This window comes from Ruminococcus sp. AF17-12 (assembly GCF_003479245.1).
Lineage (GTDB): Bacteria > Bacillota > Clostridia > Lachnospirales > Lachnospiraceae > Blautia_A > Blautia_A fusiformis.
The window spans coordinates 134,612-157,146 of sequence record NZ_QUGY01000006.1 but is presented as its reverse complement, the minus strand read 5'-3'; the positions used below and the strand labels follow the sequence as shown (position 1 = coordinate 157,146).

Below are 22,535 nucleotides of genomic sequence, written 5' to 3'. Positions count from 1 at the left end.
TTATTCATTACCAAGATATTCATCCAGTATCGCCTTATCCTTTTCCACCACATAACCGCTTCCTCCAATATCTTTCACATTCTCTACCATACTGATGAGCAAAATAGGATTCTTTGTATCTCTATCTGTAGTAAAAACTGTAAACCAGCCAATTTCTGTTCCAGATGTATCTTCTTTTGTAGCTTTCAGTTCCGCTGTTCCGGTTTTTCCTGCTAATCTAATGTCTTCCCGACATGCTCCATAACCAGTTCCTTCCGGGTTATTCACTACACCCTCTAACCCCTCCATAACCTCCGAAACAATTTGTGGTGAAAAAGCATCTTTTATCCAGATTTCACTGGAAGTGCTTCCACCATCCGCGTGAAGATATGGCTTTATCATATTTCCATCATTTAGAAAAGCCGTATAAATGCTTGCAAGATGCAAAGGATTTACCAGAATCTGTCCCTGTCCATACCCACTGTCAGCAAGCTGGATTTCTGTTTCTATCTTGTCCATATTAGAATATTGGGACTCTGACATTTTAATATCAAATGGAAGTTCCTGATTAAATCCTATTTGATTTAGAGACTGCATCAGTTGATCCGCACCAATTTTTAATGCTGCTTTTGCAAAATAAATATTATCTGAATAAATAAGCGCATTTTTCAAGATCACAGGTTCATAATCATGAAGTGTAGTCACTGTATAATCTCCCCACGAGGAATCTTTCTGCCACGCCAGACCCTCATTTCCAAAATCGTCATTTGCAGTAAATGCCCCCACTTTTAATCCAATTGCAGCAATTACAGGTTTAAAAGTTGAGCCAGGACACCATGTCTGGCGAAAGCGGTTGTATAAAGGCCTGTCTTCATTTTCATTTAATGCACTCCACTGGCTGTTGTCCATTCCACGTACAAAATCATTATTATCATAAGATGGCGTACTTACCAACGCCAATACTTCCCCTGTATAAGGATTCAAAGCTACAGAACATCCTCTGTCTTCTTTAAATTGTTCATAAAGAGTACTTTGAAGATCACCATTAATCGTAGTATGGATATCTTCTCCATCTTTTCTAGGCTCATATGCAATAACACTTTTTTTATTTCCATTTGCATCTACAATACAGATTTCACACCCATCTGTTCCTTTTAGTTCTTTTTCATAAAGCGTTTCCAGTCCAGTCTTTCCAATCACACTGTTTGTACGATACCCTTCCCCTTTATGTTCCTGCAAATCTTCGGCTGTAACCGCCTGTACATACCCTACCAGATGAGAGGCAGCTTCTTTTAGATAATAAGTTCGTACTTTTACATCAGATAACATAATACCTGGAATCTTCAATAATGTGTCCTGCTTTTCTTTTTCTTCCAGAACAGTTTTATCCGGATTCGCTGTCAAAAGATCGACCTCTTGTATTTTAGGAATTGTTGCTACTGGTACAAAAGAATCTGCTTTTACCCAACCGGCTTTTAACTTATCCTCAATTTCGTCTGCTCCAATTCCAAGATACTCTGCCAGTTTTTTTATTGTATCTTCTCTGTTCTCCATCCTGCCCGGAACAATTCCTACCGAAGATGCAGTTCCCTCTCCAGCCAACTGACGACCATTTCTGTCTAAAATATCTCCTCTCTTTGCCTCTTCTGACGTTACCTGAACTTTATCCGTTGCAGATAACTCTGGAAAAATCAACTGATCCTGCCAGATTAAATGATATCCTGTCCAATCATGTGAAAATACCGCATCGTTGGTAAATTCTACATTTCCTGCAGCAGTCTGCATATTTGTTGTATAGGAAACTGCCGCATTTCCGTTTTCTTGTCTTTTTACTGTAATATCGGTTATGGACAGATCAGACATCTCAATGCCTTCATATATTTTAGAATTTCGTTCTATAAATTCTTCCTTACTGTTCATGCTGCTTTTTTTCTGATCCAGCATGGCATACATTTGCTCATATTCCCCTTTTTCAATATATTTCATATATTCCATTAGTCTTTTTTCAGGAACATTACGATTCATTATTGTTACAATACCGATTCCACCACCAATCAATATACCGCTAAATAAAACTATTTTTGTGATAGTCTTCGTGTGTTTTTTTCTTTTCGTTTTTCTCATATAGTTTTATTTCTCCTTTTTTCATATTTTCTTAAATATTACACTTGTAATATTTAAACGTCAAGCTTTTTCTTAGGTTTATATATGTAGACAAGAGAAAAGATTTGCATAAAAAAGAAAGGGCATCTCAAAGCCCTCTTTGATAAAGAACTTTACCGACACCCTGAGGTAATGGTTTCTCCGGATGTTTCCCAAACGCTATAATCACTCTCCAGAAGAACCAAAAACGATTTTTAATTTTTCTCTCAGAAAAAAAGAACTACTCTAAATCTGCAGATCTTTGAAATAACCCTGCTCGTTTCTTATAATCATTTTGTTTTGGGGTCAGACCCTATTAAACAGAACACGGGACCTGCAACCAATAAATCCAGAGGCATTGTCAACGAAATAATACTGTTCAATAAAGAAAATGCGCGTCCATGATATTTTGAAGATATCGTTTCCTGCATATACGCAATGTAAAGAATATTATAGAACACAGCACTGATTCCCATTCCAAAACACATAAAAGCAAATATCCAAAATGCCGCATCTGACTTTGGAAGAAACCCACTAATGAGTGTGGTGCTTCCAAGGCCAAATAATCCAATGAAGGCGGCACAGGCAGCGTTATGTTGCAGCTTATTTCCAAAATGGTTTATCACAAAAGTTCCAATCATCATACCTGCGGAATAAAGAAGTTCTACACTACTCGCCTCGCATGCCGTTCCTTGAAAATAGTCACTTATCATCAAAGGATAAAACGCCGTAATCGGCATAAAGAAAATCATACAATTTGTAGCGGAGAGAGTCAAAACGAAAAGCCGCTTATCCATCAGAAAAATCCGGATCGTTATTTCCGTAAATATGAATCTCAAATTATTCTTTTCGCCGGTGCTGAACATATTTTACAGGAAAATGGCATGAACCTGAAGCATCTTAATACCAATAAGTTACAGGAGCAACTTTCAGATCTTATTTTCCAAAAAAAATCACTAAATACTCAATATGTTTCTTTTAAGCAAGAAATAAAAGAGTTGGAATTGATACATCAAAATCTGTCCAAATATCTCAAACAGGATGCTCCTGAAATACAAAGATCTTCTCATAACAAACTTCCTTCTTTGTAAAACCATAATAATAGGCAGCGATTTCACTTGCTGCCTAAATTCCCGTTAAACCGATATCCTACACCTCTCACCGTTTGTATATACATTGGTTGGCCCGGATCATCCTCTATCTTTTCTCTAATGTTGCAGATATGTCGCATAACCACATTATAATCACCGGAATAAGGTTCATTCCATATGATATCATATATTTGTTCTTTGCTAAACACTCTTCCGGGACTTCGCATTAATAAATGCAAAATTTCAAACTCTATAAAAGATAAATCTATTTTTTCCTGCTTTCGAAATAATTCTCTTTTATCCAACAAAATAACAATATCTCCATAACTCAAATTTGTTTTTGCATTTTCAATTACTTGAAATGCTCTTGCTCCCGTATTGACACAGGATATTATATGATTCAGGATTTCTTCCTCACTATCTTCAAATGTCAGTATTAACATTTTCCCATGTAATCACCTACTTTATTTTTTATGCATAAACTTTTAACTAAAACAAATCTGCCGTACTGTGACATTTTTCTTTTACCATCACACAGCTAAAGATTATTCAATATTCAATTCAATGTTTCCAGTAAATTCCTCACACTCAATGCCGACATAATTTCCGCCATCAGGAAGTGTAATTGTGTCACTATAAGTTCCGGTTGTTTCAATCAAAGTGACTGCTTTATCAGATCCAGAAATCCAAAATACTTTTGCAGTACCTTCCGTAACCTCCAAAGTGCAGTCAATAGACAGCTCCTTACCGGCTTCTCTTTTTATGGAAGTTCCTCCGAACAAATACTCTGTATCTGAAAAATCCTCATAATCAGCCGTATAAGTTCCCGTATAATCATCGATCCCTTTTTCTTTTGTTCCTTCCAAAGATGACTTTCCTGTAAGCTCTATGGCTCCAGCCGACTGAACGATATTATTATAATGATCAAGAATTTCATCTTTTGAACAGCCAGAAAGCATAAAACTTCCTAAAAGAACGAATGTTAATACTAAATCACTTTTCTTCATACAATCATCACCAGCCTTTCTTTGGAGCTACCTTTTTGGCCTTTTTCTTTGTTTGGGTTGCTTCTCGTTCTTTCATGCACAAAATCAAGATGGCAGAAATAACGACAGCAAGCGCAAGACTGCAAGAACAGGTTCCGATATTCCAGTTGACTGCGGTATCATAGCTACGGTAGCCTACCATTCCAAGACTTGTAAAACATTCATGTTATCCCTCCATTTCTGCTAAAATTTTTTTTGGCTTTGTACATAATATTGGAAAAAGTGAAATAGAAATAGAAAGCAATAAAATTATTGTTCCTGATAATATGAGATAACATATATCTTTATTTTGTGCATATATTTGCATAGATGTAAAAGCCCCAATACTTTTCCAATCTAAAAACTTTTCCAATACTATCAGCATCTTATCTCCAGTATAAAGAGCTATTATTGTAGAAAATCCAAATACTGAAAAGCATTCCAAAATAATCTGCATAAACAAATCTACTTTTGTTTTTCCAAGACTCACATAAATTGCTATTTCTTTCTTTCTGGCTCTCATCCACATAGACAAAAGCAATGTTATTACAAGTACAGACGATACAACCGATAATCCCAACATCATTTTTACAACCCTAACAACTTGTAAGAGCGGAATTTCCATTTTCTGAAACAGGTTATCTGCTTTCATCACTCTATAGTTTTTCAAAATGCGTGTTACTTCTAGCTGTGTTCTGCTCAACTGCTCTGGATTATCTACATATACGATTAAGTTTTCATATCCGCACGTTTCTTGTAAATGACATACGAACTCGGGTTTTCCATAAATTGTATTTTCAATTCTGTTTACTGCTAATGGTTCCTTCCCTTGCTTTTCTTCTATACCCGAAATATAGATTCCTGATATGCTTGCCTGTGATTGTTCACCTGAATGAGATTTGAAACAAACAGTTTCCCCTATTTCCCATTGATTTACTTCTGCAAGAAACTGATTTACTACTATTTCACCTTCTTTGCGAGGATATTTTCCTTTCGTCAGATGAATTTGCCCGTCAGCAAATGGGCCATCATCTTCAAGGCTATCGTAGGCCATTATGCGCAATTTTTGGTTGTCTGCATCAACACTCTCACTTTTCGTTATAATTTTAAAATCCATTGGATATAACTGCACTTCTGCTACTCGATTTACCGCCTTCACATTTTCCAGTTTCTCAAGTTTTTTGTATTCATCATCCGTAAACAATTCCTCCGCTTTTTCCCGTTCGATCAACAATTTCGCTTTTGATTTCCCTAATAGTTCAATTCTTGCTACTTCGGATGCCCGTAATATAGTGACAGTAGATAAAATCATTGTTTCGGTAATAAGCAATACCCAAAACAAGATAATCGCTTTTCCTTTTTTCCTGAAAAGGTAGCGGAATGCTCTTTCTGCAAAATTCATTCCCATTCTCCTTCCTTTTCAAATCGGTCAATAATTACCCTTTTAGCCAAAAACGTACCATCCTCCTGGTAATCCCCATACAGATAGAGCATTGACTGCTTTTTCACTTCTTCTTTCCGGCAATCCTCAAGCGTAATACCCGTCATCGTTGAATGAGAAATCTGAAAATAGGTATTTTCTCCATATACTATTTTCACCTGATTCATTTCTTCAACAACCGCTCCCGGAGCAGGAACCATTTCTGCATCATCCGTCTGCGTCCCTATGCTGATATTACATCCTGTGTCTGAAAATTCCAAAACAGCTCCACGCAAATCTGCATTTGCCAACACTTCTGAATCGTCCGCTGAGTTCTCTTTGTCATCAGCATTACTACTTGACTCGTTCTCGTAACCGCCTTCTTTTTTCTCTTGATCATTCAGTATATCAGATACATTCTCGGTAGTTGTCTGATTATCCCCTGTTACTTTTGAATCAAAATTTTTATTGCTGCACCCAACAACTGATACGGTTCCTATACAACCCAAACATAATACTATACATATTTTTTTCTTCATTTATAAAAAATCCTCCATTACATATTTTTTCTTTATATTATAAAAATTGAATGTATGATTTTCCCGTTTTTTTTATGTATTTTATATGTATAAAAAGGCTGTTGTGATTTTCCGTCACAACAGCCTTCTGGTTGGTTCATAACATCTTATTTCCACTTTTATGCCTTTTTCTGTATTTTCAATACAATAAGGAAACTGATGCTGTTCTAAAATCATTTTTGTAATATATAATCCCAAGCCGCTTCCACCAGTTCTTTTATTTCTGGATTTATCAATACGATAAAATGCATCACATAATTTTGGAATTTCTTTCTCATCAATAGATTCCGTTTCATTTTCAATCCAAAAAATTATTTCTTCACCTCTTTTATACACTCCAACCCATATATTTCCATCCTCATTCGTATATTTAATTGCATTTCCTACCACATTACTTATGACCTTCGTGAAAAGAGCTTCATCTGCCCGTATCCAAGTTGATTCTTCTATTCGTATATGAAACTGTAATCCCCTATCAATAGCCATATCTTCCTGTTCCTTAATCACATTCTCAACAAGTTGGTGAAGTGGTATATCTATCAATTTCAACTCAAATCCCGATGTTCTAATTTTTGAAACATACAGAATTTCCTGCACCATATTCTCCATGGAATTAGCTACTTCAAAAGAACGTTTTAAATATCTATCTCGGTCTTTATATCCCCCTACTTCTAATAACATTCCCTGAATTTGTCCTTTTAGAATTGTAATCGGAGTTTTTAATTCATGCGAAACAGCTGAAAAAAAAGCCATTTGTTGTTGTTCCAGTTGCTGCTCAAGTTTGATGCTTTTCTCTAAATCAGTATTTTTTTCTTTCAATTCATCCAAAGCACTCTCTAATTTTTCCGAAAGTTCGTTCAGATTTTCTCCCAAAATTCCAATCTCGTCCCTCCGGTCTTCTGTATATCGAACTCGAAAATCAAGATTTGCCATTTTTTTTGAAACTTCACTCACCTTTAAAATTGAACGCGTAATATATTTTGTGTATAAAGCAGCAATAGCTAATGCTGCCAAAAAAGTAATAGCCCCCAACATAGGTAAAATTCTTTTTAATGATTCCAGTCCAATATTTACTTTCTCCTTGTTTCCAAACACTTGAATCCAATATGTTTTTCCATTCGTTAACTTACAGGAATAAGATTCCGTTATCCCACTGCCTAACAGAATATCTTCTACATCTGTTCCAGGAGCCAGTGAATATTCCATATCTCCATATATACCAAGTACCTTTTCGTCACTATCTTTTAAGACAATAGAAATCCCATGCTCCAATGCAAACATTTTTAATATTCCATCTATTTCCTGCACTGAAGTATTCGATAATTGAAGTACCATTTTTTCCGTCTGATTACTCAAACTTCTATCCAACTCTAAAAAATAGCTCCGTGACATCCCCAATGCAACCATTCCATAAATCGCACTACCAACAGTAATCAATAAGCATACTGTAATTATAAATATTTTTGTAGACAAATGTTCTCTAATTAGCTTTATCAATTCGATACCCCACCCCTCTTACCGTTTTTATATAATCCCCTGCTTTTCCCAATTTTCTCCGCAAATTTTTGATATGATTGTCAACTGCACGTTCTTCACCTTCAAATTCATATTTCCATAGACGATTTAAAAAGCTCTCTCTTGTTATCACGCATCCCTGATTTTCAATCAATTCTTTCAAAATTTCATATTCTTTCTGTGTCAAATCAATTAACTTTTTCCCTATTTTCACTTGATAATTTCCTACAATCAATATTATCTCTCTGTATTTTAACTCGTGATCTTTTGTTATATCTACTCCTTCATATCTACGCAGAACAGCTTCTATTTTTTTTATCATAATTGGAAGAGAAATCGGCTTGGGGATATAGTCATCTATTTGCATTTCAAATCCCTTTATCTGGTCTTCTTCTCTTCCCAATGCACTTATCATAATGATTGGTACTTCCGATTCTTTTCGTATTAGTTCACAAACTGCATACCCATCCATTTTAGGAAGTAAAATATCGAGCAGTATCAAGTCAATTTGTTCTTTCAGAAAAACCGCAATACCATCTATTCCATCAGATGCCGTAATCACTTCATACCCTTGATCCTCTAAAAAAAACTGTATCAGCTCTTGAATATCCAAATCATCTTCTATAATTAAAATTTTTTTCATTCTTAGCTACCTCTTATTTTCCGTTTTTTTTATTTTATCAGTTTTTCTTGTAGTTTTTGTGTATTTCGTTTTTTTAGTATCAACTTTTTTCAAATTACTATCTTAAACAAACACTTACTTTTACATTATCATTTTAAATGTTGAAAGAGGTAGCAGAAAATGCTTTTCGCACCTTCTGTCGCTTTTCACTTATGCTTCATTTATTGCCTTTTTTCTTTGCTAATCCATATCTATTTCTGGCTTCCTTGCTTCCTGTCTGTTCCAACATTTCCTTTTTCTTTGTTTTTTAGCGTATTTCTGTATGGAATTAAAATTGCTTCCATATGCCTATAATACTTGAGCGAACTCGATTGCGGTTACTGTCTCCCCAAACGTTGCCGCCCAGGAATCAAAGTGTCCCATACCCATACGCATGAGTGTGTCATACTGGAGATAACGCATGATAGTGTAAAGCTCGGTCATACTATTTGATACAGGAGTACCTGTAGCAAAGGTGATTCCTCTGCCGCCTGTCAGTTCATCCATATACCGGCATTTCATAAACATATCCGAACTTTTCTGTGCATCCGTCTGTGAGATACCCGCCACATTCCGCATTTTTGTATACAAAAAAAGGTTCTTAAAACTATGGCTCTCATCCACAAACAGCCGGTCTACACCCAACTGCTCAAAAGTTACTACATCATCCTTTCTGGTCTGGTCATTGAGTTTCTTCATCCTCGCCTGCAGACTCTTCTTTGTTTTTTCCAACTGCTTGATGGTATAATTCTGCCCTGCCTGATGTGCCGCTTCTTCAATGGAAAACGTAATATCTGCGATCTGATCTTCCAGCATGGCAATCTGCCGTTCTCTTGAAAGAGGGATTTTCTCAAACTGCGTATGGCCGATGATCACGGCATCATAATCCCCTGTCGCAATACGGGAACAGAACCGTTTTCGGTTTGCCGGCTCAAAGTCTTTCTTCGTTGCCACCAGGATATTTGCTCCCGGATAGAGACGTAGGAAATCACTGCCCCACTGCTCGGTCAGATGGTTTGGCACAACATAAAGATTCTTTTGTGAGAGTCCCAGCCGTTTTGATTCCATACCGGCTGCGATCATCTGGAACGTCTTTCCTGCTCCTACGCAATGAGCCAGTAACGTATTATTTCCATACAGCACATGAGCCACTGCGTTTTTCTGATGCGGCATCAAGGTGATCTCCGGGTTCATGCCGACAAACTGAATATGGCTTCCATCATATTCCCGTGGACGGATGCTGTTAAATCGTTCATTATAAATTTTACAGAGATCTTCCCGTCGGTGCAGGTCTTTAAATATCCACTCCTTAAATTCCTCTTTGATCAGCTCCTGCTTCTGCTGTGCCAGCATCGTTTCCTTCCGATTTAATTCCTGGTGTTCCCCATCGGCATCCTGTACCGTGTCATAAATCTTGGTATCTCTAAGGTTTAAGGCATCTTCCAAAAGGCGGTAGGCATTGGCTCTCTGTGTTCCATATGTGGAAGTAACAAGGGCATTTCCGTAGCTGTCCACATTTTTTCCCATAACATTCCACTGTCCGGTCACTTCGGCATACTGGACTTTGACCTTGCTCCCTACATAATATCTTGGTGTATGGAATGTTTCTGCCATGAACCGTGTAATGTAATCCTCGGAGATCCAGGTTGCCCCAAGTCTTGCTTCAATCTCTGATGCATCCAGATCTTTTGGCTGTACCTGCTCCAAATACTGCACATTCACCTGATATTCCGGGTGATCTTCTGCAAACTGTTTTGCGATCTGCAGTTTCTCCCTCACATTTCCAGAAAGATATTCGTCCGACGGCTCCCATTTTTCACCGATCGGATTCTTAAAGATCACCCCTGCCAGTTCTTCTGTAAGCTCCTCTTCTGTTTTCCCTGAAAGCTGTGCCATATAGGAAAGGTCAACGCCTGCCCTCTCACCAATGCAAACCACAAGTGCTTCACTGGCAGTATCCACGGAAGTTACCGTTTCTGCCCTGCGGATCGTCCTTTTGGTAAAAATATCCGCTTTCCGTTTCAATTCTCCCTTATCATCCAGAAATTCCAGAGAAGTCAAAAGACAATAGCTGCTGTCCTGACTGAATGCCCTCTTATTGGCATTGCTGCTGATAAGACCATATTTTGCTGTAAAGATATCATATTCTTCATTGAGTTTTTCCTGCAGCTTTGTGATCTGCTCATCGCTTCCCTCTTCCATCTGACACCGGATCAGTTCATTCGTAACATCACGGATCTTCACCATCCCTTTGACACGTTCCGCTGTCATTGCCGGAAGCACCATGCGGTTCATCACAGAATTTTCCCGGTAATAGACTTCCTCATTCACTACGGTAAAACTGAAATTCTTTACATCCGGGTCTGCCGGTATAAAGACAACATCCTCCTCCAGCTCTGTATCCGAAAGTTCCAGTTCCGTGATCGTGCCATGGATATTCTGGACAGCTTCTTTTAATTGTTCTTCTAAGGTAATTCCTTCTTTTGGTTTTACGGTCACTTCCTGCTTTCCATACTGGGTACTTTCTGTAGTAAACTCACCAAGCACCATTTCCGGATGCTCTGCAAAATAAGCATTGACTGAATAGCCTTCCGGTGTTTCCTTTAAATTTAACCATTCCGGTTCCTCAATGGATGCCCTGTCCCTTTTCTGGAAAAACAGAATATCAGAAACAACGCTGGTATTGGCATTTCTCTGGAACGCATTATTCGGTAATCGGATGGCTCCAAGCAGTTCTGCCCGGTTTGCGATATACTGTCTCACTGCCGGGTTCTGCTTATCCATCGTTCCACTGGAAGTTACCACTGCAACTACACCGCCCGGACGGACCAGATCAAGAGATTTTGCAATAAAATAATCATGGATCATAAAATGATGCCGGTCATATCTGCGGTCACTGACCTGATACGCCCCAAATGGAACATTGCCTATCACACAGTCAAAAAAGCTGTCCGGATAACTGGTTTCCTCAAATCCCTGTACTGCAATCTTGTTTTTCTGGTAAAGCTGTTTTGCGATTCTTCCCGAAACCGGGTCGAGTTCCACACCGTACATATTGGCTTTGCCCATACTCTCCGAGATCAGTCCCATAAAGTTACCGACACCACAGGACGGCTCCAGAATATTTCCCTGTTTCAGTCCCATATTTTCCAGTACTTCATACATACTTCGGATCACGGTCGGGGACGTATAAAAAGCATTTAAGGTCGATGCCCTTGCTGCACTGTATTCTTCCGGCGATAAAGTATTCTTTAATTCCAGATACTCATTCGCCCAGCTGCTGTTACTCTCCTCAAATGCCTGTGGGATACCACCCCAGCCAACATAACGGGATAAGATTTCCTGTTCTTCGGGTGTTGCCAGACGTTCTTCTTTCTCCAAAGTCTGTAACAAATGGATGGCTTCCATATTTGCTTTATACTTTGCTTTCGGACCGCCTGCACCAAGGTCATTATCCTGGATACGGAAGTTGTGTGGTTCTAACACAGCTTTTTCCTGTTCTTGACTTTCCGGAATATCTTCTTTGGCAGTAACCTCTTCCTCTTCTATTTCCTCCACATCTGACATATCTACTACGGTCGGTTCTGTCACTGCCTTCGTATCCAAGAAATCAAACATGGTCATCTGGTGTCCGGATGGTTCCACAAAAGACGGTTCTACTTCCGGTGTCGGAAATATCGTATAGGTTCCTTCTGCATACTGGTGGAGTTCCGAAAGAAGTTCTGTTTTCTGCTGATAGTTTGTCCCATACGCTTCAAAATCCAATGGAAGAGCTGCCAACGCTGCATCCATCTTCTGTAACAGTTCTTCTGTCTGCTCTGGATTCTCTAAAACTGCTACCATTTCTTTTCCTGGTTTTTCCCAGAAGAAATCATCCGTAAATGGTCTGTCTATCTCTTCTAAGATATGGTCTGTAACCGTATGCCCCACTGCGATCTGCATCCCGGTTTCATCAAACCAGACCGAATATTCATTTCCATCAATCTGAAAACCTTTTCCCCCTTTGCGGTATTCACGCTTCACAAACTCCGTATATTCCTCCGGTGTCTGTTCACTCATGAAATTATAGATGATCCGGAGCTGGCTTGCTTTCCGGTTTCCTCCTGTCCGTAAGATCTCATCGACAACTTCCTCTGGAATCGGGATTTCTCCGGCATAAAGGGCAGCTGCTCTTTCCTCGATCTGCCGCCTTTGTTCATCTGCGGTGGGATATTCGGGCAAAGATAAAGCAGAGGCGATCTCTTCCTCTGCTTTACTCAATCCATCTTCTCTTGTATCTTCGACTAACTGTATACCAATTCCATCAAGATGCTCTCTTCCGCTGTTGCCATCAGTACGTTCATGTGTGCTGTCCATGCCATCGGATCTGCTTCCTTGTCCGGTGCCGGATTCTTCTCCAGCAGTTTCTCCATCTGGCTGTCCATTCTCTCCTGTGCTGCTTTCTCGATCTGTTCCAGATGGCTGTTCAGCTTCCCGGTCAGGAACAGGCTCTGATAAAGGCTGTTCTTGTGTTCTTTCAGAAATGTCCTCCGCAGCATCCCGTATTTCCCGATCGTTACTTCTTCCTCTTCGACGGTCAGATTCGGAAACAGGTAATCTCCCTTGCGATGATATGTCAGTTCCATAATCGGTTCCTCCTTCATTTTCAATATTTTCTTCTTTTTTCGTTTCTGCATCCTGGTTTTTAGTTTCACGCATTAACGTGGTAAAGTTATTATAATTCCTTTCATTGGAATTTTCAACCTCTTTTCTCGCTTCTTCCAGAGAAATTTTATGTACGGTCTTTCCAATATCAATCAGAATACTCTCACTGAGCTGGCTTGCCGCATTTCCAAGGAAGGTGAGAACTGACAGATGGTTATAATCTGTAATATGCATGAAGTCCTCTTCTTCCAGAAGTTCCATCGGGTCAAGCCCGCATCGCCTGGAAAGCAGATAGTAAACACTGTCTGTTGCCAGCTGACGGAAATCACTGCGAATCGTCACCTCATCCAGATCTTCCAGATAAGTACCTTCTACAGCATATTCCAATCCGTCCAGGTATTCCTCCAGATTATCACTGACCATTTCCCTTGCGACTGCCATCAATGCATCCTGCAAAGTTGCTGTATCCTTTTCTTCCAGAGCATAGACCTCTGCCAGATGGGTGAGGATCTCTTCTCTCTGGTGTTCCTGCATCTGCCACAGATACGGGCTTCTGCCCCCGGCTACCATATGGGTATCCGAAATATCAAACACATAACGAAGTTTGGTATTCTGCCAGGTTTCATCAAACAGGGCAATTCCTCTTGCACCACGATTTACCCAGCGTAACATCTTTTCATTCCATAGTTCCAGTGATGCACAGGCTGTTGCGTCTGGACGCTGTGCATGGATCAGAAGCTGGTCTGAAAAAGAATAACGATATAACCTTGATGCTGTGTCCATATAATCCATCCAATCCCCTGGCGAACTGCTCACTGATACGGCATGTTCCTGCACCAAGTTTCGGATGTCCTGTAGTTTAGACATTAAACTTCCCTCCTATCAATAAAAAAACAGCCCACTCTTTTTTAGAATTGGCTGCATAAAATGTACTTTACTTTTCGGAGAGAAAATGCTATATTCTAATTGAAAAGAGTAACCGCCCACAAGGTGGATGCTCCTGGATTAGGTTTTAATTTATTTTGCTCTCAAAGAGAGCTGCCTATCCTGTTGGCAGACAGGGTAGGCTATTTTTTTCGCTTGTTGTCCCTATTATCCAAATAGGCAAGCAAAGCAATCAGAAACGTACCGCCTAAGAACAATAAGCTCAAGACTTCGTATGTATCCATTCGCTCCACCTCCCTTCTTCTGTATCCCTTAACGGAATCTGAAAATCCAGGAGGTTTTTACCAACCCTGTACACGGTTGCTCCAGTAATATTCTAACAGGTAACTCTCCGCAAAGCAATTCCTTTTTACTTCATACGGTTTTATATTCTGTTTTTCTCTTATCCTCTGGCCAATGCAGTTTCCATTCCAGATATTCCTCTTCTGTAATTCTTCCATCGCCCAGTTTCTGCTTTTTCCCCATCCATTCCTGCAGATAAGACATTGTTTTTTTATCCCTCATTGTGATTCCAACTATTTCACTTTCTGAATCATTTAGCAGGAACAGATGAAAAAGCCCTCTATTTTCTTCATCCATCCAGAATAAAGTTTCCATTAATTCGTCCATTGTCGCAATTCCAGGACTTAAAAAATTTCGGACATCAACTTCCAATATTTCTGCTATCCGGATAAGCGTTTCCTGCTTCGGTGTACGCTGTCCACTTTCATATTGGGCGATTCTCACATCTGCACTATTTTCTCCATATCCTAACCTACACCCCAGTTCTTTTTGAGTTATGTTACGAAACATACGGATTTTTCTTATTCTTGCTCCTAAATTCACTTATTTCTCCTTTTCAAAAGGAGCTGTTCGATAATCACAGCTCACAAACAATAATCTACGCTTAAACAAAAATACAGATGTGTATAGCAATAAATATACACATCTGCATTACTAAAAATCTATAAATTTCCCTGATATTCAAAGTATATCTGCATAATACTTTCCATTAGTCTTATAAAACATCACTTTTGCTGGAAAATAATTCATTCCCATCGCCGCCATTCCAACAACACTACTAGCCCATTCACTTAGCTCGTCTGGAAGCCGAAAGCACTCAGATTTTCCATCTTTTAGAATTGTTACTGTTGGAATAAATTTCTGATCTACTCCAACCGATAATACCTCAAAAGTCTGCGAACCTTCATGCAACGGTAAAAGAAGCTGCTTTCTTGAATCATAGTATACTTTCCCACCCCTTTGGTTTAAGTATGACTCTTTGTTAAAAGGGACTACCGGCTCAATAGGCAATTTGAATTTTCTTCGACCAAAATATCTTGCCAACTGTTCGCAAGCAAACGCATTAAAGTATTCGCCTTGCATATCTATATCAGCTCGAATTTGTTCGACGGATTCAAAATGATTCATAAAATTAAGCAAAGAATTAAATACAACCAAATCATCCGAATATATGCCAGCATAAGATTTATACCAGGCAGGTTGCCACTCACAAATAAGCCGATAAAGCTTTTTATAGAGTTCTAACTGAACTTCATTTAAGCAAAACCAACCTGTATCCAATATCTTCTTATTTGTACTTTCATCCAAAGATTGATATCTCAAAGAATCATTCAATGTCTTCAATAGTTTAGATACAATACCTGCCAGCATGTCTGCTATACGGAGCCCCGGATATTCTTTAGAATCTGCTTCATCTGAATTATTAAGACCTATTTCACAAGCTGCTTCCAATGTTTTGCTCCGTTCCTCTTTTTCGCCCTCTTTATCAATAATCAAATTATAATTCAATATATTTTTTTCTGCCAGATATTTTTTGAACCCATCAAAAGACATGTGGTAATCCCAAACAATCTCTGAAATATCCGAAATATCATTAAGTACGAATAAAATCTGCTCAAACGCCTCCGTTTCTTGCTGCTTTAATTGAGGATTTTTTTTATTACATTTAATCCTATTCCGGAAAAACTTTCTTAGTTCCTCTAAAAAATCATTGGGTGATTTGTAAATGTACTTAATAATTTCTTTCGGGCGATAGACAACAAGAGCCTTTGTAATGGAATATTTCATTAAGTCTGCATCAAAAAGAAAACCATTTCTGTACTTTCGGAAAATCTGTAATACAAGATATTCGATCTTGCTCGAAACAGAAAAGTAAATATGCGTATCTTTATCAAAAAGTGATAAAAAGTCATTTACAACCTGCGCGTTTTGCTTGTTAAGAGAAGCAAAACCATATTTAAATTGTTTTTGTTTAAGCATTGTACTTTTAATTTCCCCATTATGATCTTTTCTGTCCGCATATTTATTTTCAAAAGTGGCATACCGTTGTAAAATGTTAGCTTCCTCATCTGACCATCCCACAATCATAGTTACGAAATTATCATAGTAATTATTTGAATTTATTGTATCATAATTGATTTTTCGGCTATGCTCAGACTCATCATAGTAAAAAGTATATTTGGACATTTCACAACCCCTCTTTCATATAAAAGATAATTTAAAATTAACTGCCCAGCAGAACATCTCCATCCTCTTATAAAGCCGCCAAATTTCTTATATTTATAATAATATAAAATCTCAAATACTACAATCATAAGATCTGGAGCTGTATTGCAACTGCAGCCCCAGAACCTTATTCTATTATTATTTACGTTTTCTTCTGACTGCCACTACACTTCCCAGGCATCCTGCTGATACCGCAAGTGCCAGCACAAAAATAACAATATTTGTGTTATCTCCTGTTTTTGGTGAATTGGATACGGAAGTCGCATCAGAACTATGGGAAACAGGAGTGCTGCCTTCCTGGTTTTCTGATGTTTCCGGAGTGTCTTTTTCCGGAGCTTTCTTATTTGTCAGATCCAGAGTATATTCAATCACAGGAGTACGGTCATTGACATATTCAAACTGAATCTTATGCTCGGTTTCATCAAGCTGATAGCCATCCAGTGTTTTTGTTTCTTTCAGGATATATGTGATTGCTTTTTTATACTGCCCATTCTTAAAAGTCGCAATCGGATAATTCTTTGATTCTGCATGGCCAGCACTGTCTGTTACCAGAGTTTCCAGAACTTTACCTTTGCTGTCACAAAGGGCAAATTCTACACCTTTCATTGGCTTCTTGGTATCTTTATCCGTTTTATTTAAGATTACCTTGCCCATTGCCTGTTCATCTTCCATTTTGGCTCCCTGAACATCTCCGGTGTCCTTAACCTCAAATGTCACTTTATTTGCCACAATATAGCCTTTCGGTGCTGTTTCCTCCAACAACGTATAAGTGCCGACTGAAAGTTTCTCTACATAATGGGGCTGATCACCAGATGTCCAGCTTTCCATAACTTCCTGGTTTTCATTAAGAATATACAGTTTAGCACCTTTGACCTCGCTGCTTCCATCTGTCATATCAACTTTACTGATCAGAATTTTTGTTGTATCATCCTGCATTTCTACTTTCTGTATATCTGCAGTATTTTCTACTACAAACGTAATGGATTCTGCAGTTGCATAACCATCAGCAGGAATTGTCTCTGTTAATGTATATTTCTTTCCAACTTCCAGTTCCTTAATGATGTGTGGTGTGCTTCCGGAAGTCCACTCATCCACAACGTTTCCCTCTGAATCGGATACTTTCAGTTTTGCACCTGGTAATTCTTCCCCGGTTGTAATATCTGATTTTGTGATTTCAAAAGTAGTTGGCTCATCTTCATAAGTGAACTCGAAGGATACTTCTGCAACCTCTTCTCCCGCATAAGCAAAATCAAATTCCTTGATTTCTTCTGTTGTCACAAATCCAGCAGGAGCCTGCACTTCTTTTACATAGTAGTTGCCATTGATTGGAAGATCTGCCGTAAATACAATCCTTCCATCCTGATCCGTAGCTTTCTGCTCGATCATGGTATCTGCTTTCAGGATTACTTCGCCTTCTGCATTTAAAATATCATTCTTTGTATAAAGTGCAAATACTCCGCCTTCCAGAACACGGTCTGTATTTTTTTCTTTCTTAACTACAGTTACTTTTGCTTTCTGGCGGTTATTCTGCCAGTCCTCATCATAAGTCACAACCGGAGTATTCTGATCACGATAAGTCAGATCAACCTCTCTGATTTCTCCATCCAGAACATATCCATCCGCCGTCTCTTTTTCCTTTACATAATATTTGCCTAAAGGAAGATCTTCTGATCTTGCATATCCAAGAGCATCTGTCGTAATTGTTGCTACCAATTCGTCCTTTTTATAATAATCACTGCTTTCCCCATCTGCAGCCTTGATATCCTCCGCTGCATAAATTTCAAAAGTAACATCTTTCAAAGAACCTGTAACATAGCCAAATGCTGCGTCCATGCCGCCTGCCAGCATATCTTTCCAGGTAACTTCCTTGACAAATTCACCTTTTTTATTGATGATGATTCGTCCAACCGGAACAGCATCCTTCATTTCTACTTTTTGAACATCTGCAGTATCAGAAACTGTAAATTTCACTTCCTCCGCCTGCAGATAACCATATGGTGCAAACTCTTCCCGAAGTGTGTAGGTTTTTCCCACATGGAGTCTTTTTATTACATGAGCTTTTCCTTTTACAGAAGTCCATTTTTCTACTTCTTTTCCGTCTGAATCCAAAACCGTCAGTGTTGCTCCGTCAAGTTCCACACCTGTTGTAATATCTGATTTCGTAAATTCAGTTGTTGTCGGCTCATTCTTAAAAACGGTTTCCAGTTTTACTGTTTTTACTTCCTGTCCCTGATATTTCGCAGTCACCTCAATCTGCTCATCTGAAGATACAAAACCATCTGGTGCTGCCAGTTCTTTTATATAATAAGTTCCAAATGGCAGATCCTGCTCAAAAACAGTTTTTCCATCTTCACCTGTTACCGCTTTTGTAAGCAGTTCGTCTGCTTTTACCAGTACCTTATCCCCTGCTTTTATATCCTCTTTTGCGTAAAGACCAAACTCTGCTCCAGAAAGCCCTTTCTCATTTTCAGCATCTTTTTTCACAACTGACACTTCTACTTTCTGGCGGTCATTTATAAACTCTGCACTCTGTGAGATCACTGGTGTATTCTGGTCTGCATAGACGAAAGAAATCTTCTGTTCTTCTTCATTTAATACAAATCCCTCCGGTGCAGTCTTTTCTACAACTTTGTATTCTCCTAGAGGCAGATTATCAAGCTCTGCTTTTCCGGATTCATCCGTTGTCAGTTCTGCAACTTTTTCACCCTTTGCATATTTCAGGATTCTTTTTCCTGTATCATCTTTCTGGAAATCTGCTGTATAGATATCCTCTGCAGCATATACTTCATATACTGCACCGGAAAGGTTTTGAACTTCATACCTAAAATCATTCTTATAGGTCGAAAGAACCTCTCCTTTTTTCTGTACAGTGAGTTTTCCTTTCACCGAATGGTCCTCATATACCACTTCAATGACCGCATCACCTGAAACCGGATCCGTCTGATACAGGGTATTGGTATCCACCTGTATTTCGACATAATTTTTGTTAATGGTATAACCGTCCGGTGCTGTTACCTCTTCGATTCTATAATGACCAATTTTTAAATTCTGAGGCAGTATCAGATATCCATCTATATCTGTGAAATATGAGGTATGTGTAACAGTTGTCGGGTATGTAGTTACCTGCTCTACATATTTTTCATGATCCATATCATAAATTTTAAACTCTGTTCCCGGAATTAGAACAGATTTTTTAGTCTCATCATCCTGTTTGATAATTTTCAGTTTTGCAGAAAATTCTTTATCCAAAAGAACTCTCCATGTCTGCGGCTCTGTTGGTTTATTCTCTGTAATCCGGACAATAAAATCATCTACAGGTTTGTAATTATGGGGTGTTGTAGTTTCTCTCACCAGATATGTTCCATATGGAATTGCAATGGATTTTACATAGCCTTTCTCATTTGTAAAAATTTCCGTTGCTCCATTTTCACCGATCACAACTGGCTCTGCAGAGGAAAAATCATAATTTCCATCCTCTTTTACCACCAAAGAAGATACCAGATATGCACTAAATCCAGCTCCGGATAGTAATGCAGCATCTGTGTCTCCATTATTGGCAGCTTTAATAAGTTCAAACGGCTGTTTCTTCACCGTTTCCAGTGAGGTACACTCTTTTTCTACAACCGCTGTCAGATCACCTTCATCACTGCATACAAGATCATATTCATGCTCGTCTGCCAGATATCCTACGGATGGGGTAATTTCCTTGATGTAATACTCTCCAAGATAAAGATTCTCTATCCTTGCTTTTCCTTCTTTATCGGTAGTTAGCGTACAAATCTGGCTTCCGGCTTTATAAATAACGCCTGTCTTTCCATCTGGATGGGTAATGTCGTTTCTTGCATAAAGTCCATACACCGCATTTTCCAGGGAAGCATCTCCCTGTGCCTTATTTTCTTTTGTCTCGGCATCTTTTTTATTCAAAGAGATTGCAGCACTGACCCTGTCATTCACAAAAGTATGACTGAAAGAAATTTTTGCCTGTTCATCATTGGTATAACTGAACTGGAAAGAATAAGTATCGTTCTCATTTCTGACATAACCAGCCGGAGCCTGGACTTCTTTTACATAATAAGAAAATCCCACTGGAAGATCTGCTTTAAATGCTGCTTTTCCATCAGTACCAGTAATTGCAGTCTCAATCAGAGCATCTTTTTTTACTGCTACTTTTCCATCCACAGTTTTCATATCCTGCGCTGCAAATAGAGCAAAATGCCCTCCGGATAGTGTATTTTCAGTATCTTTGTCTTTCTTTATCACCTGCACCACTGCTTTCTGACGGTCATTTGTAAAGGTAGTCTCTGAGAAAGCCGCTTCTGCAGTCTGCCCTGCATAAAAAATGGTTACTTTCTTTGTTTCTTTTGCATTATAGAAATTTTCCGGTGCCTGTGCTTCTGTTACATTATAGCTTCCAAGTGGAAGATCCTTTACAGTTACAGAACCGTCCTCACCTGTGATCAGATTTTTTGCTACTTCTGCACCCTTTTTGTAAACTGTTTTTCCACCTGCTGTCACAATGTCCTCGGCAGCATATACGTTATAAACAGCCCCTTTCTGACGGCGTTTCTCATACTGGAATAAAGTTCCATTTTCATCAGATACAGCTCCTACGAAAACCTCACCCTCTTTATAAACGGTCAGATTTCCTTTCTGCGCTTTGTCCGTTACAGTCTGTTTGGTCGTACTGCCAACTACTAATTTCACTCCATACGAAGAAGCCTGGACAACATAACCTTCCGGTGCTGTAATCTCTTTTAAGTAAACAGTATCCTGTGTCTTGGTAAGAGTTACTCGTGAAGAACCATTGCTGTCTGTTGGCGGCATCTTAACAATCAGCTTTGTGCAGGCGTTATCACTATATACTCCATACACGGCTCCGGCCAGATTTTTCCCAGTATCTCCATCTTTCTTTGTAATTTCGATAACTGCTTCTTCCGGCCAGTCAACTGTAATCTGCAGATCAGCGGAATCCGTATAGTAGCCAAATCCAATATCCTGTGAACTCTCCAGTTTTAAAAGCATTGCATGGAAATCCAGGGGAAAATTGGAAGTGATCGCATACTTTCCTTTCAGACTGCCCATATTGGCTGTTGTAGCTACAAGATGAAATTTCTCTCCACCTTTTACAGTGACATTTCCAGATGCCGTCTTTCCTGTAGTTTCGTTGACAAGGCTCACACCATTTTCCAGATGAATGGTAATGGTAAATGCTTCATTTGCCTTCCAGGTAAAACTTTCTGTTTCCTTTCCCGTTGCATTAACGGAAAGTCCTGGAAGAAGTTTCATTGCTGTCGGATCAGGCATTTTAGCAAGAGCTGCTTTAATCTCTTTCAGCATATTTTTAGCGGTTGTAGAAAGCGCACCTCCAAATCCGGATTCGCCATCATATAAATAGTCAACCAGGTAATGCTGCATGGCTCTTGTCTCAGAACTACATCCATATTTTTCCATAATGGATTTTACATTATATCCATTGAATGTATGTCCCCATCCTGGACCGCCATATCCATAGAATAAGGCTTTTCTCAAATATTTATCATCTCCGCCTTCATCCAGTTCAACCATATTTTTATATGTTGTCCCACTTGGAGGTGACTGCATGGAGTGCTGCATAAGTTTTTTCATAATAGATGGTTTATCCTTTTTGTTCATCTGTACACCCAAATATTTCTTAAATGCCAGATTCATCATTTCTGTATCCTGTCCTTTAAAGAACACATAGTAGGTCGGTGGCTTGGTCGAACTGTCTTTTTTCAAGGCAAAATCTAAACGGTATTTTTTCGCCACACGTTCAAAAGACTTGATATTTCCATCTGTGATCTCAATATTAGATAAACCAGAACCCTGGCTTTTCAATTCTTTGTATGACTGTTTTCCAACCTTATAAGAATTCTTTCCCTTTTGCTTCTGTCCTGACAGATACTTCCGCAGCATATTTTTTAACACGTCGGCAGTCACTCTTGCAGTTTTAACCGACAATGCGATTGTTTTCTGAGTAACTTCTTCCTGCAATTTGCACGCCTCCTT

The 22,535-nt window shown here is 38.8% G+C and carries 12 protein-coding genes and 1 pseudogene; all 13 read right to left on the bottom strand.

Features of this window, described 5'->3' with window-relative positions; genetic code table 11:
• The 13 genes and pseudogenes from DWW77_RS08635 to DWW77_RS08570 all read right to left on the bottom strand — a co-directional run bounded on the left by DWW77_RS08635 (window position 1) and on the right by DWW77_RS08570 (window position 22,520).
• A complete protein-coding gene (locus DWW77_RS08635; protein ID WP_118608526.1) occupies window positions 1-2,103 on the bottom strand; it encodes a penicillin-binding transpeptidase domain-containing protein in 2,103 nt (700 codons plus the stop codon).
• A gap of 308 nt (window positions 2,104-2,411) precedes the next feature.
• Window positions 2,412-2,918, bottom strand: coding sequence for an MFS transporter (locus DWW77_RS18500; protein WP_195990594.1), 507 nt, complete (start codon window positions 2,916-2,918; stop codon window positions 2,412-2,414).
• Window positions 2,919-3,235: 317 nt separating this feature from the next.
• Window positions 3,236-3,655, bottom strand: coding sequence for a winged helix-turn-helix domain-containing protein (locus tag DWW77_RS08620; RefSeq protein ID WP_117638882.1), 420 nt, complete (start codon window positions 3,653-3,655; stop codon window positions 3,236-3,238).
• Window positions 3,656-3,757: 102 nt separating this feature from the next.
• Window positions 3,758-4,219: a hypothetical protein gene (locus DWW77_RS08615; protein WP_117638881.1), complete on the bottom strand. Its 462-nt coding sequence runs from the start codon at window positions 4,217-4,219 to the stop codon at window positions 3,758-3,760.
• 205 nt (window positions 4,220-4,424) lie between these two features.
• Window positions 4,425-5,639 carry an FtsX-like permease family protein gene (locus tag DWW77_RS08605; protein ID WP_055056591.1) on the bottom strand — a complete coding sequence of 405 codons (1,215 nt, stop codon included), beginning with the start codon at window positions 5,637-5,639 and terminating at the stop codon, window positions 4,425-4,427.
• On the bottom strand, window positions 5,636-6,196 hold the full coding sequence (locus tag DWW77_RS08600) for a hypothetical protein (protein ID WP_055056590.1): 561 nt from the start codon (window positions 6,194-6,196) through the stop codon (window positions 5,636-5,638). The genes DWW77_RS08605 and DWW77_RS08600 overlap by 4 nt, the downstream gene beginning before the upstream one ends.
• A gap of 114 nt (window positions 6,197-6,310) precedes the next feature.
• Window positions 6,311-7,732, bottom strand: a complete 1,422-nt coding sequence (locus tag DWW77_RS08595; protein ID WP_055056589.1) for a HAMP domain-containing sensor histidine kinase — start codon at window positions 7,730-7,732, stop codon at window positions 6,311-6,313.
• Window positions 7,716-8,393, bottom strand: coding sequence for a response regulator transcription factor (locus DWW77_RS08590; RefSeq protein WP_055056588.1), 678 nt, complete (start codon window positions 8,391-8,393; stop codon window positions 7,716-7,718). Before DWW77_RS08590 ends, DWW77_RS08595 begins: the two co-directional genes overlap by 17 nt.
• A 339-nt stretch (window positions 8,394-8,732) precedes the next feature.
• A pseudogene (locus tag DWW77_RS18495) lies at window positions 8,733-12,002 on the bottom strand (helicase-like domain-containing protein); the annotation flags it as partial.
• 2,120 nt (window positions 12,003-14,122) lie between these two features.
• Window positions 14,123-14,224 (bottom strand): putative holin-like toxin, encoded by a 102-nt coding sequence (locus tag DWW77_RS18290; RefSeq protein WP_015524590.1) that lies wholly within the window; start codon window positions 14,222-14,224, stop codon window positions 14,123-14,125.
• A gap of 130 nt (window positions 14,225-14,354) precedes the next feature.
• Window positions 14,355-14,825: a helix-turn-helix domain-containing protein gene (locus tag DWW77_RS08580; RefSeq protein ID WP_118608524.1), complete on the bottom strand. Its 471-nt coding sequence runs from the start codon at window positions 14,823-14,825 to the stop codon at window positions 14,355-14,357.
• A 138-nt stretch (window positions 14,826-14,963) separates the two neighbouring features.
• Window positions 14,964-16,469, bottom strand: a complete 1,506-nt coding sequence (locus DWW77_RS08575; protein WP_118608523.1) for a DUF3800 domain-containing protein — start codon at window positions 16,467-16,469, stop codon at window positions 14,964-14,966.
• Between the two features lie 177 nt (window positions 16,470-16,646).
• Complete coding sequence (locus DWW77_RS08570) at window positions 16,647-22,520, bottom strand: SpaA isopeptide-forming pilin-related protein (RefSeq protein ID WP_118608522.1); 5,874 nt, start codon at window positions 22,518-22,520, stop codon at window positions 16,647-16,649.
• Between the last annotated feature and the right edge of the window lie 15 nt (window positions 22,521-22,535).